General features: G+C 67.1%; 9 protein-coding genes. All 9 read right to left on the reverse strand.

Annotation, left to right across the window (positions count from 1 at the left end):
• Position 1: 1 nt before the first annotated feature.
• Positions 2 to 2,956 (reverse strand): beta-galactosidase, encoded by a 2,955-nt coding sequence (locus tag JAO74_RS01855; protein ID WP_199034456.1) that lies wholly within the window; start codon positions 2,954 to 2,956, stop codon positions 2 to 4.
• Positions 2,956 to 3,270, reverse strand: a complete 315-nt coding sequence (locus JAO74_RS01860; protein WP_199034457.1) for an L-rhamnose mutarotase — start codon at positions 3,268 to 3,270, stop codon at positions 2,956 to 2,958. Before JAO74_RS01860 ends, JAO74_RS01855 begins: the two co-directional genes overlap by 1 nt.
• A 78-nt stretch (positions 3,271 to 3,348) precedes the next feature.
• Positions 3,349 to 4,899 (reverse strand): rhamnogalacturonidase, encoded by a 1,551-nt coding sequence (locus JAO74_RS01865; RefSeq protein WP_332908705.1) that lies wholly within the window; start codon positions 4,897 to 4,899, stop codon positions 3,349 to 3,351.
• A gap of 247 nt (positions 4,900 to 5,146) precedes the next feature.
• On the reverse strand, positions 5,147 to 6,109 hold the full coding sequence (locus tag JAO74_RS01870) for an alpha/beta hydrolase (RefSeq protein WP_199034458.1): 963 nt from the start codon (positions 6,107 to 6,109) through the stop codon (positions 5,147 to 5,149).
• Between the two features lie 4 nt (positions 6,110 to 6,113).
• Positions 6,114 to 7,313: a rhamnogalacturonan acetylesterase gene (locus JAO74_RS01875; protein ID WP_199034459.1), complete on the reverse strand. Its 1,200-nt coding sequence runs from the start codon at positions 7,311 to 7,313 to the stop codon at positions 6,114 to 6,116.
• On the reverse strand, positions 7,304 to 8,047 hold the full coding sequence (locus tag JAO74_RS01880; protein ID WP_199034460.1) for a rhamnogalacturonan acetylesterase: 744 nt from the start codon (positions 8,045 to 8,047) through the stop codon (positions 7,304 to 7,306). The genes JAO74_RS01875 and JAO74_RS01880 overlap by 10 nt, the downstream gene beginning before the upstream one ends.
• Complete coding sequence (locus JAO74_RS01885) at positions 8,044 to 10,371, reverse strand: glycoside hydrolase family 2 TIM barrel-domain containing protein (protein WP_199034461.1); 2,328 nt, start codon at positions 10,369 to 10,371, stop codon at positions 8,044 to 8,046. Before JAO74_RS01885 ends, JAO74_RS01880 begins: the two co-directional genes overlap by 4 nt.
• A 182-nt stretch (positions 10,372 to 10,553) precedes the next feature.
• Entirely contained in the window at positions 10,554 to 11,909 is a 1,356-nt protein-coding gene (locus JAO74_RS01890; RefSeq protein ID WP_199034463.1) for an oligogalacturonate lyase family protein, read from the reverse strand.
• Between the two features lie 339 nt (positions 11,910 to 12,248).
• A complete protein-coding gene (gene lldD, locus JAO74_RS01895) occupies positions 12,249 to 13,403 on the reverse strand; it encodes an FMN-dependent L-lactate dehydrogenase LldD (RefSeq protein WP_199034471.1) in 1,155 nt (384 codons plus the stop codon).
• Positions 13,404 to 13,408: the final 5 nt, after the last annotated feature.

Below are 13,408 nucleotides of genomic sequence, written 5' to 3' on the forward strand. Positions count from 1 at the left end.
ATTACTCCTTGGGGGTCGATAGGGTGGTGGGAGCGGCGACGAGGCCGACTGGCACGCCTCCGCGAACATGATGAAGCGTGACGAGCTTGACCGGTTCCAGCGCGGCACCCGGCGCACCGTCGCCGGTGACGGCCAGCGCGATGCTGTTGCGGCCACGGTGGTTCAAAATACCTTCCGGCACGGGGAAGGTGCGCTGCGGCCCGACATTGGCAGCGAACTGCCCCATCTGCCAGCCGTTGACGAAGATCAGCACGCGGTAACGCCCCGGTCCCGGCGAACGCGGCGTCGCGGGATCGCCGATCTGGACGCCGATCGTCGCATCGTCACCCTTGGGGACGTTCAGGTCGAAGCGGGTGCGATACCACACCGTTCCCGGCACCGGCGTCGCCACCGGCACGCTCGCGGGCGTCCAGCCGGCGTCGTCGAAGCCCGGCAGGTGCCAGCCCATCCGCTCGCCATATTGGCCGCCATTGTTGGCGGGGCCGCGCACGGGATCGGGCAGGTCCTCGCCGCCCAGCTTGCCCTGAATCTTCCACGCCACCGGAACTGCGAAGCTGATGCCGCCGGGCCGCGCGATCGACACGGAGATCAGTCCGCGCGCTTCCTTGTGGAACTCGTCGGAATCAAGGTCCCAGTTATGGCCGTTGTTGCGCACCATCACGGACAGCACATGCTCGCCGGGCGCGGACGCCGCCTCGGGCAACGCAAACTCCGCAACGCCGGTGGTGATCGGGCGGGGCAGGCCGGTCGGCAATTCGTGCTGGCCGATCAGTTTCCCGTCGAACCACAATTGCAGCATCCCCGCACCGCCCGCGCCATAATGCAGCGCGATCGTCTTCGCCTCGGGCGATCCGGTGAAGCGCCCGCGATACCAGACGTCGCCGTCGTGGAAGCCGTAGCCATCCATCGACAGGCTCGGCTGCCCGGTCGGCGGCTTTATCGTGCTGGCATTGCGGCCGCCCGATGCGACCGCCCATGTGCTGTCATCGAAGCGCGGATCGGTTTCGGGTGATCCCGCCGCCGTCCGCCAAGCGGTCAGTTCCGGCAAGGCCAGTGCACGGGGACCCGCCAGCGGCGCCCGCGCCACCAGACTGCCGCTCGCCGAACGTCCGGTGGCGACCGATTGCCCGTTCCACCGCACGCGCGCCGCGCCGCTCCACACTTCCAGCGGCTCGCCGCCAGCCGTATCGCCGGTCAGGCTCAGCGTTCCACCCGCCGGCGCCGCATGTCGCACGAGATTCGGCCCGCGCACCAGCGTCGCCGCATCGGGGCGGAAGAAGCGCTGCGCCTCCTTCACCTCACCGATCAGCAACGTCAGCGGCGCTTTGCCCCCCTCGATCCGCACCCGCGCAAGGCCGGTGTGCGCATAGTTCAGCTTCAGATCGCGCTTGCCCGCATCCCAGCTGGACGAGACATCGCCCTCCAGCACGGTGACCTTCGGCGCGGCGGCGAAGCGCAGCACGGTCTCGCCCTTCTCGCCCGGACGGCCGTAGAACAGCGCGATATCCTCCGCCCCCCGCCGCAACGAGGTCTGCAATTCGGAGGTCGAATAGACCAACCGCTGGCGTTCGAGATCATACCCCGCCAGCAACAGCTTCGCGTCCAGCCCATGCAACTCGCTGGCGAAACTATAGCGGCCATCTGGCAGGTCGGCGGTGATCGTGAAACTCTTGTCACCACCCGATGTCGACGGCTTGTGCGCCACGAACAGCAACCGCGCATCGGTATCGGGATTGCGATCCGAATAGACCTGCACGTCGGCGACCGACACGGTGACCGGCGGTGCCTTCACCAGCTTCGCCAGATCGGGAACGCCGGTCGCGAACTGGCCGAGTTGCTTCAGCTCCAGCGCCTTGTCGCGCAAGACGCGCGGCTCCGAAATCGCCGAGCCGTAATCATACGACGTATACACCACCGGGGCCGGCAACCAGCCCCAGCTGGTGCCGCCATAGCCCATGTAGAAACTCTGCGCGGCGATGCCGTTGGCGATGTTGGTGCCATAGAACACGCGCTGGTAACCGACGCCGCGCTGGATCGCGTTGCACGGGTACATGCCGTTCGATCCCCAGTAATCGAACCAGCCGCCACCGAACTCCGCGATGAACCCCGGCGTCTTGGGCGATGCACTCGCGCCGCCCCGCGCGCCCTCGCCATAAAGGCCCCAGTCGGGGGCGGGGGCGCCCTTGGTCACGGTGTTGTGGACGGTACAGGTCGCGCCGGGATAGCCGTCGAACGCGTACAGTTCCTGCGGCCCCGGCACCGTCAACGGCACGGTCGACGATTTGGGCACCCAATATCCGTTGCGGCCCTGATCGTTGTGGAAGATCGGCACGGTGATGCCGTCGGCGCGCGCCTTGTCGTACAGGTGCTGCATGTAGCGCGATTGCGACGGCGTGGTCAGCGCCAGCTCATTCTCGATCTGGTGCAGGATCACGGTGCCGCGCCCGTCATTCAATTGATGGCGCGCGATGATCGCGTTGATGCGGGTCAGCCATTCATCAGCCGCCGCCATATATTCGGGATCGTCGGTACGCGCTTTCGCACGCTGGTTGACCAGCCAGCCGGGAAAGCCGCCGCGCGACAGTTCCGCATTCACATACGGCCCGGCGCGGGTGATGACGTAGAGCCCTTCCTCCTTCGCCATGTCCAGCACCCGGTCCATGTCGCGAATGCCGGTGAAGTCGTACACGCCCTGTTTCGGGCTGTGATATCCCCAGTCGAAATAGATCGCGACGGCGTTGAACCCGCTCGCCTTCATCTTCTGCAGGATGTCGCGCCACAGGTCGGGCGAGGGCAGGCGGAACGGGTGGAATTCGCTCGACCAGATCAGCGTCGGCTTGCCGTCGACGATGAACGACCGCTCGTCGAACGCCACGCGCTGTTTGGCCGGCGCGGCGACCTGCGCGGGGGCGGCGGTGGCGCCAAGCAGCGCGGCGAGAAGGGCGAGACGACGCATCAGGCGAGATGGAACAGCGGCACGAGCGGCCATTCGACCGGCTTGTTGTCCGGCTCCACGACCATCAATTCGGCCATGTAATCCCACCAGCGCCGCATGACCGGCTGATGCGGCAACTGGTCGCTGGTATGATCGTCGCGCCGCTTCAGCACCGCGAACAGCGACAGCGTCTCTTCGTCCAGGAAGATCGAATAGTCATAGATGCCCGCCGCCGAGATCGCCTCGGCCAGTTCCGGCCAGATCTCGTCGTGACGACGGCGATACTCGGCGATCGTGCCGGGCTTCAGCTGCATGCGAAACGCGTGAGTGGACATCGACTCCTCCGTCCGTTGATTATGTGGAACAACGGATCATTATCTGGGAGTCATGCCCGATCCAGGCGAGGTCGTCAATTACGACGCAGCGTCGATCCTGACATTCCGACCGTCGCGCACGACCGGCTCGCCGCTTGCGCGCAAGTCCGTGATGCGAACGTTGCGTGCGTCCTCGACGATCACCGGCGGCCGTGTGTCGGGCGTGTCGGTGGCGATCGTCAGCCCCTTCACCGCCAGCCCCCGGACGTGACGGACATACAGGCCATAAGCCGGCAGCGTGCCGAACATGCTCGGTTCCGGATAGCCGTCCCGCGCCTCCGGCACCACCCGAGCCGCCTCTGCCGCCGTGCCGCCGCCGGCATAGCGCAGGTCGATATTGGTCAATCGCACATCCTCGACCGGCCGGTCGGGCAGGCCGGCGATCGTCGCGGCATAGCGCGGGTCGATGCCGGTCGCGGTCAGGTTGGCGATCGATACATGCCGCAGCCGGCCGACACCCGTCCCCGCCGGCCCACGCCGCCGGTCGCCCAGCCGCAGGAACAAGGGTGCGGTCGTCACTTCCTCCATCGACAGGTTGCGCGCCGTCACCTCCTCCAGCACGCCGCCATCGACCATTTCGATCGCGAGGCCGCGTGAGCGCAGGAAGCGGCAGTCCTCGATCCTGATCCGCCGGAAACCGCCGGTCGATTCGGTGCCCAGCTTGATCCGCCCGGTCACGCGGTCGCGGTCGGGCGCCAGTGCCTGCGTGCGCCCGCGCGTACCGTCCAGCAGCGTGCCGGGGTCGTATCCCGATACCGTGCAGCCGGTGATCGTCACGTCCTCGCACGCCCGCGTCTCGCCCAATGCATAGCTGGCCTTCAACACGATCGCGTCGTCATTGGGGCTGTTGACCTGGCAGTCGCGGATGGTGACGTGGCGGCAGGCGTCGATGTCGATGCCGTCGCGGTTGGTGTCGATGCGGAGCCGCTCGATCGCCACATCGTCGCATCCGGTGGCGAGGATCGCGAAATGCCCGCCGCGGGCGATCGTCAGGTCGGCGATCCGCACCCGCCGCGCATTCTTCAGCGCGATCGCCTTGTTCCCGCGGCCGTTCATCAGGCTGCGGTCTGGTTCCAGTTGCCGCATCTCCGATGCCGTCACACCGCGCATTGAGGCGGGATGCGATCCTGCCTTTGTCCACCGCGCGCCCGGACCCTCGCGGGTCAGGCCGATGCCGTCGATCATGCCGGGGCCGATGATCGCGACGTCATGCACGCCGTCGCCCCAGATCAGGCTGTTGTGGAAATGGCTGTGTCCGAAATCCTGATACACATCGTTCGAGGGCGGTTCGGGCAGGTCATATCCACCTGCATGACGGGCCGGATCGGCCGCCTCGATCACCGCGCCCTCCGCCAGCATCAACGTGATGCCGCTCAGCAACCGGATCGAGAAACACAGATACCGCCCCGCCGGCACCAGCACCGTCCCGCCCGTCCGTGCCACCGCGACGATCGCGCGGTTTATCGCGTCATGGTCCAGCGCGACGCCATCGCCCTTCGCCCCGAAGTTGCGCACATCGACGGGGACCGTCGTGGCGGTGAGCAGCGGCATCGCCAGTCCTGCGCCGATCAATGTCCGGCGTCCGATCACGCCACTTTGACCATAGAAGAAGGTGGGTTCGCGCGGAGGCGCGGAGACGCGGAGAAGAAGAGAAGGTCAAGGCGCTGCGCGCGGCTTCGTCTCGACGCCGCAGGCGTCTTCGATAAAGACTGCCCCCGCCGGATGGCGCTCCGTCGCATCACCTGTGACGACGACCACTCCTTCTTCTCCGCGCCTCCGCGCCTCCGCGCGAACCCATTCAGACCCCAGCCGCGCAGGACCACCGCTCGCTGCACGATCACGCCGCCACCCACCCATGCCGCGCCGCAAACGCCGCAACCAGATCGAGCCACACATGCGGACGACCATCGCGTCCGATCAGCGGCACACCGTGCCCACCCGCCTCGGCGATCATCATCTCGGACGGGATCTTCGCGGCCTGCAACGCGGTGAACATGCGGATGCTGTTGGTGTACGGCACCGTCCTGTCGTCCGCACAGTGACACACGAACGTCGGCGGCATATCCGCCGGTACATGCCGCTCCAGCGAGTATGTGTCGCTCATCTGCGTGGTCGGCGCTGACCCCAGCAATTCGCGCTTCGACGGCCCGTGCGCATCCGCCTCCGCCATCGTCACCACCGGAAAGAACATGCCCACCGCGATCGGTTTCGCCGACAGCGTATCGGCGGCATCGACCGGCTGGTACGTCGCCGACCCCACTTGCTCCGCCAGTCGCCCGACCAGATGCCCGCCCGCCGAAAAGCCCAGCGCCAGCACCCGCACCGGATCGAAGCCCCACCGCCGCGCGCCGGCGCGGATGATCCGCATCGCCCGCTGTGCATCCTGCAACGGCGCATCCGGCCCGGCCGCCCAGTTGTCGTGCGGCAGGCGGTACAACAGCTCGAACGCACTGACGCCGTTCGCCGCATACATCTGCGCCAGATTCGACGGCGCGTTGCCCACCGCGATCCGGGTGTAGCCGCCGCCGGGGATCATCAGCACCGCCGTGCCGTTCGGCTTCGACGCCGGCGTCACCTTCAGCACCGGCGTCGCCAGATGCGTCCACGCGATGTCGTCCGCCGGGCCATCGGGCGACCGCTTCACGAAGGTGTCGGCAACGCTCAGACCCTCGCCCCCCGGCACGCGCCCCGGCCAGAGCGGAATACGCTGCGCCGGTTTGGCGGACAGTTGCGCGCGCAGCGGCGCGGTCGCGGTCACTCCAGCGGCGAGTCCAGCGGCCAGTAACGTGCGGCGGTCCATCGGATCAGTTTCCTGCCGGTCGCTGGTCGCTGGATACGACGCTGGGGGCGATCCGGAATGTGTCGGGTGCGGGAGGATGCGCGGGGTCGAACGGCGTCAGGCCGGGTGCGAGCATGGCCGCGAGCGGCAGGCCCGACGTCCGTACCGCCTCCGCCACCGCGCGTGCCAGCCCCCATGCGCCGTAATTGTCGTGATGCGTCGCATCCTTGCCGCCATCGTTGAACGCCAGCGGCGCGCGCGCCGGCCCCAATGCCTCGTAGAACGCGATAGACGCGGCGTTCAGGTCGATCAGCGGCACCTTCTCCTCGGCCGCCACCGCGCGCACCGCCCCGGCATAATCCGCGAGCGTCGGCTTGATCCGATCGCCCGTCCAGTTCCGCCGCTCGGGCGAGGTGACGAGGATCGGCACCGCGCCCCGCCGCCGGAACTCCGCAATGTACGTGCGCAGCCAGTCGCGATAGGTCGTCGCGGCCGGCGCATGCGTCTGCGGCCATTGCGCCTTCTGGTCGTTATGCCCGAACTGGATCATCGCCCAGTCGCCCGGGCGTACCCGCGACAGCGCCTTGTCCAGCCGTAGCTCGGTAACGAACGACTTCAGCGTCTCGCCCGATTCCGCATGGTTCGCCACCGCGATGCCGGAGCCGAAGAATACCGGCAGCATCTGCCCCCAGCTCGCCGCCGGCTCGAACCGCTGGTCCGTAACAGTTGAATCACCCAGCAAGTACAGCGTCGGCACATCGGCCGGCTCGATCGCCACCGCCGTCGCGGCGGCGCGGTCGCCCAGTATCTCCAGCGTTAATTTGTCGTCCCAGCTGAACGATCCCGCCTCGCGCGCATTCAGCCGCACCGCGACCCCGCCCGGCGCATTGGCTGGCGGCGGGGGCAGGGCGGCGGTGCGGACATTGACGACGAAGCTGCGCGTAACCGATCGGCTGCGCGGCACGGCCACGGCGTCAAGCATCAACCGCCGGCTCTCCGCCTTGATCGTCGTCTCCGATGCGTGTTTCGGATCGCCCAGCGTCACGGTGACGCGGTAATTGCCCTCGGGCACCTTGACGGAGAACAGGCGCGGCTGTCCCGGCTCGAACCCCGATGCACCATCATAGGGCCGCGCTGTTTTCAGGTCGAACCGCTGCGCCACGACGGGCGAGGCGATCATCGCAACCATGGCGATTGCGATCAGCCGCGCCGCTATCAACGGCATAGGGGCCGCCGCCGAATCGTCTCCGCGACCGGCAAGCGCGTGCGCTTCAACCCGCCCGCGACCAGCGCCGCGACACCTTCGGCACCCGCCTTGCTGAAATGCACATCGTCATCGACGCCCTTGGGAAAGCCCGGCCAGTTATCGGCGGCGGTCGCGTGCAGATAATATCCGCGCGACCCGTCCTCGCCCGCCCGCTCCACCCAGCCGCGCGACAGCAGCGACAGGTCGATCAGCGGCGTCTTCGTCTCTGCCGCGACCTGCTTGGCCGCATCCTCGTACAGCGGGAAACTGCGCGGCACATGCCCGTCCTTGAACGCGCGGCGGGTGACCGGCGTGATGATGACCGGCAACGCGCCATGTTTGCGCGCCATGCTCACGAAGCGGCGCAGGTTCGCGATGTAATCGGGAATCGGCGTGAACCGCTCCGCCATCTTCTTCGTATCCGCGTCGTTATGACCGAACTGGATCAACAGCGTATCGCCGGCTCGAATGTCGGTCGCGATTTTGTCGAACCGCCCCTCCGCGATGAAGCTGCGCGTGCTGCGCCCGCCGATCGCGCGGTTTTCGACCGCCAGCGGCGTCCAGCAGCGAAGCATCGTGCCCCAGCCGGATTGCGGTGCCTTGTCCGCCTTGTAATCCTGCGCCGTCGAATCGCTGGCGATGAAGATGCGCGGCGGCTCGGTCGCGCCGACCAGCAATATGGCGGCGAGGGTGGCAAAGGTCGCACGGATCATCGGTCGCTCGCAAAGCTGGTGGTGGCGCTCTTCAATCCGGGCGCGGTCGCGCTCAGCCGCACCGGCCCGCGCCCGTCGCCGGCGCGCACCATCGCCAGCGCGCGGCCGGCATTGGTCGTCCGCGTCGGGCTGGCGAAAGCGGTGTGGTCGGTCACGCCGGCATTGTCGAACGCCGCCAGCGTCCCGCCATCGACCGCGACCGTCACCGGCACCGCCGCATCGGGGACGACCACACCCTTCGCATCGACCACCTCGACCCGGACATAACCGACCGCATCGAAGCCGCGCCCGATCGTCCGCGCCTCCGGCACCAGCCGGATCGCCGCCGCCGGTCCTGCCGTGCGCAACCGGTCCTCGGCGACCTTGCGTTTCCCGTCCCATCCGATCGCCCGTACCTCGCCCGGCACGAACCCGACCTGCCATGTCCGCGCGCTGTCGTCGGCCGGTCGGAGTTTGCGCCCCTGCGAGCGGCCATTGACGATCAACTCGACCTCGGGCGCATTGCTGTACACCTCGACCGTCTCGGCATGCGGCGCGCGGTTCGTCGGCGACCAATCGGCCAGCGCGCCCGGCCCCTTGGGCTGGGGCAGGGCGACGCCGACCATCGTCGGCATCTCGCTGATGTCGATCACCTCCGTCACCCGCCGCGCGACCTTCACCACGGGAGTGTCGGACCACCAGCTTGCGCGTTCCCAGCCGATCGGCTTCACCACATCGGTGCGATCGACCAGACCCGATGGATTGCTGATCGCCGGCCAGCCCGATCGATCCGCCTCGCCCAGATAATCGACGCCGGTCCACAGGAACATGCCCGCATAGGCCGGGTCGTCACGCACCACGAGCCAGTTGCTGCGGTTCTTACCGTTCTCCGTACCGATGATCTTGCGGCTGGGCTTGTCGGCATGCGCCTTGGCCAGTTCGTTCTCGCGGTAATTCTGGCCGACCACGTCGAGCAGATCGGCAGTGCCGTTCTCGTAATCATGCGTCACGTTCGGGCGGAACAGCGCCATCGTCACCGGGCGGCTCGGGTCCTCGGCATGGAACACGTTGCGCAGCCGCGTGATGATCGACTGCGCGACCAGCGGATAGGGCGTGTCGTGGATCTCGTTCCCGATCGACCAGATCGCGATCGAGGGATGGTTGCGATCGCGCCGCGCCATCGCGCGCGCATCGATCGTCGACCAGTCGGTGAAGAACAGGTGATAATCCTGCGGGTTCTTCGCCACCGTCCACATGTCGAACGCCTCGTCCATCACCACCAGCCCCAGCCGGTCGCACAGGTCGAGGAATTCCGGCCCGAACGGATGATGCGCGGTGCGGATCGCGTTGACGCCCAGCGCCTTCAGCCCCTTCAACCGGCGTTCGTAGAAACTCAGCGGCACCGCCATGCCGAACGCGCCGCCATCGGCGTGGATCGCCGCACCCTTCAGCTTGAAGTTGCGGCCGTTCAGCCAGAAACCGGTCGGCGCCTCGAACTTCATATCACGGATGCCGAAGCTGACCCGGTCCTCGTCCAGCACGCTGCCGTCATCCGCGACGACCCGCACCACCGCACTGTGCATCGCCGGGTCGTTAATGTCCCAGCGGCGCGGCTTCGCCACCGAGCCTTGCGCCGACAGATCGATCGTCCGCCCGACCGACAGCGCGACCGCCGCGCCCTTCGTCGTCACGACCCGGCGGCCATCGGGGCCGATCAGATCGACCTCCAGATGCGCGGTCCGCTCCGCCGTGCCCTGATTGACGACGCTGCTGCGCACCGCAACCGTCGCCGCATCGGCGGTCAGCACCGGCGTCGTGACATAGGTGCCATCGGTATCGACGTGCACGTCGCCGCTCACGATCAGCCGGACATGGCGATAGATGCCGCCGCCCGCATACCAGCGCGACGCCGGCTGCGACGACGTATCCGCCCGCACGGCGATGACGTTGTCGCCATCCGCCTTCAGATGCGGCGTGATCTCGTAGCGGAAGCTCGCATAGCCACTGGGCCGGTGGCCGACATGCACGCCGTTTACCCAGACGCCCGACCGCTCCATGACGCCGTCGAACTCGACGAACACCCGCTTGCCGCGCATCTCGGGGGTCAGCGCGAAATGCTTGCGATACCATGCGACGCCGGTCGGCAGGAATGCCCCCGATCCGGTCGCGGCGGCATGTTCGTCGAACGGCCCGGTGATCGCCCAGTCGTGTGGCAGGTCGATCTTCGTCCAGCCGGTGTCGCCGAATTGCGTGGTTTCGGCGCCGGCCACATCGCCGCGCGTGAAGCGCCAGTCCGCATCGAACGGCATTTTGTCGCCCGCGAGGGCCGGGGTGGCCAGCAGCATCAGCGGCGCGAAGAAGATCGCGAGACGGCTTCTCGTTCCAACTCCTTTTACTACCCCGGCGGAGGCCGGGGCCCAGTTGGGAAAGCTTTTATGTAAGCCACCACCGCCATTCCAACTGGACCCCGGCCTCCGCCGGGGAACGGTGATGGAGGTGCCGGCGGCGGCCTTTTCAAACGGACGGCTCACTTGCCCGCTTCCTGCGCGGCCTTCGCCACCTCGACTGCGTAGATCGCGTTGCGGCCTTCCATGTTCGACCGGAACACTATCCACTTGTTGTCCGGCGTGAAGTGGATGTTCGGTTCAAGCTGGTAATTGTGCTTCGACAGGTCGACCAGCCGCTCCGGCGCGAACGTCCCCGGCGCGATCAGACTGTCCGCGTCCGCCGCATGGATACCCGCGACATCGGGGATCGCCTGCGGGGTCAGCAGGTAGATCCATTTCCCGTCCGGCGCATGCGCCACCATCTCGCTGTCGCCGCCGTCCCCGGCAAAGGTCTTGCCGTCCGACGAGGTGTTGTAGTGCACCGACCACTGATTGCGCTCGACATGATACCAGCGCCGCTTCTGCGTCGCGACGTCGTATCCCGCCACCCAGAACACCTGTCCCCGCGGAGTTTGCAGATCGTACCAGATCGTCTTGCCGTCCGGGCTCCACCACTCATGGCCCGCGATCTCCATGTTCATCATGCGCGTATGGATTTTCGTCAGCTGCGTGCCGTCGGTACGGATCGTCCAGATGCGATCCACTTTGTGCCACGGCCCCTCGTGGCAGAACATCAGCAGCCCCGGATCGGTCGGCGAGAATTGCAGGTGGTTCAGCCAGTCGGTCGCCTTGTGCGCCACCGTGCGTGCGCCGGTCTTCAGGTCGATCGTGAAGATCTCCATCGGAATTCGCGCTTCCAGCCGGTCGTTCAGCCGCACTTCCTTGGCCTCGGCAAAGGGCAGGGGTTTGCCGTCGGGGCCGTTCGCGGCATATTCCGCCTGATCGGTCTTGCCGCTGCGCTCGGTCCGCCCCGGCTGCAAGGGCATGGCGCGTTCGGCGACCTGACCCGCGACCAGCGTCTCGTCCGCGTTCATGGTGTCGATCTGACCGGCGGGCAGGTCGATGACCTTCCTCGCCTTGCCGCTGTCGATATCGGCCGCCCACAGCTCCAGCGGATCGCGCTGCCCGTCCGATCCCGCGCCCGTCGTCGCCGCCTTGCCGGTGGCGCGGACGGTATAATAGGCGGTGCGCGTCTTGTGACCGGTGAACAGCAGTCGCACGATCTTCTGTTTTACCAGCGCCTTCACGGCCCACGTCTTCAGATCGACGACCGAGATGCCCTCGGCGGTCGAGAACACCATCTTGTCGCCCTGCGGCGTGAAGGCGTTGTAATTGAAATACAGCAGGTAATTACCCGGCGCATCCGACAGCCGCATCACCCGGTGCCCCGTCTTCGCATCGACCCACGACGCGGGCTTTTGCGCGGCGGGGGAGGGCGTCTGCGCCACGGCGGCGGCGGGCAGGGCAAGGGCGAGCAACAGGGACGCGAACTTCATGCACCACTCCTCGGGCAACCAATCGCGATCTGACGCCGCTTCTGTCCCAGATAATCATGATGTATTTCATATGATGCAAGCGGTTTGTCGCGTGGTGTCGGCTTCGGTGCGTCGATCAAGGAGAGAAGGTTGGTTCGCGCGGAGGCGCGGAGGCGCGGAGAAGAAGGGGTGGTTGCCGTTCCAACATGACGCACCCGATCCTGCTCCGGCGATGACAGGCGTGATGAAAGACGCCTGCGGCGTCAAAGACCAGCCGCGCGCAGCGCTATAGCTACTTTCTTCTTCTCCGCGTCTCCGCGCCTCCGCGCGAACAAAACCTTCTTATTTTCGAAACTCAGGTCAGCCCCTGACATCCACCAGGGCATCCCGCGTGATCCGGTCGATGCTGGTGCAACTGGTTAGCGCCATCGCCACCCGCATCTCCGCCTCCATCAGTTGCAGCATATGCGTCACGCCCGCCTCACCCGCCGCCGCCAGCGCATAGACCCATGCCCGGCCCAGCAGTACGCCATGCGCGCCCAGCGCCAGCATCCGCACCACGTCCAGCCCCGACCGCACGCCACCGTCCGCCAGGATCGTCAGTCGATCCCGCACCGCATCCGCGATCGGCGGCAGCGCCCGCGCGGTGGAGGGGACGCCGTCCAGCTGTCGTCCGCCATGGTTCGACACGACGATCCCGTCCGCGCCCAGATCGGCCGCGGCAATCGCATCCTCGCGGTCGAGGATACCCTTGATGACCAGTGGCCCGTCCCAACTGTCTCGAATAAACTCCAGATCCTTCCACGACACGGTCGGATCGAAATTGTTGCGCATCCAGGCGAAGAAATCCTCCAGCCCGGTATTCTTCCCCAGCACCGGCGCGACGTTGCCCAACTGGTGCGGCCGCCCCTTCACGCCCACGTCCCACGCCCAGGCGGGTCGCAGCATCGATTGCACCGTCCGCCGGAACGAACCAGCGAACCCGGAAGCCCCAGCCAGCCCCGACCGGTAATCGCGATACCGCGATCCCGGCACCGGCATGTCGACGGTGAAGATCAGCGCGGTGCACCCGGCGGCCTTTGCCTGCGCCAGCAGGTCCTTCATGAACCCCCGGTCGCGGATCATGTACAACTGGAACCAGATCGGCTGGCTGGTGCCGCGCGCGACCTCGTCGATCGGACAGGCCGACACGGTCGACAGACAGAACGGAATCCCCGCCTTCTCCGCCGCCCGTGCCGCCTGCACCTCGCCACGCCGCGCGTTCATGCCGGCAAGGCCGATCGGGGCGAGCGCCACCGGCAGCTTCTGCTCGCGCCCGAACAGCGTCGTCGTCAGGTCCAGCGTCGACACATCGGTCAGCACCCGTTGGCGCAGCGCGATCGCCTCCAGATCGGCGACGTTCCGGCGCAGCGTCACCTCCGCATAGGAACCGCCGTCGATATATTCGAACAGGAAATGCGGCAGTCGCCGCCGCGCGAGTTCCCGGTAATCGAGCGCGGATGCCGCCTTTGCCATTACTG

The organism is Sphingomonas mollis (assembly GCF_016427505.1).
Taxonomy (GTDB): domain Bacteria; phylum Pseudomonadota; class Alphaproteobacteria; order Sphingomonadales; family Sphingomonadaceae; genus Sphingomonas; species Sphingomonas mollis.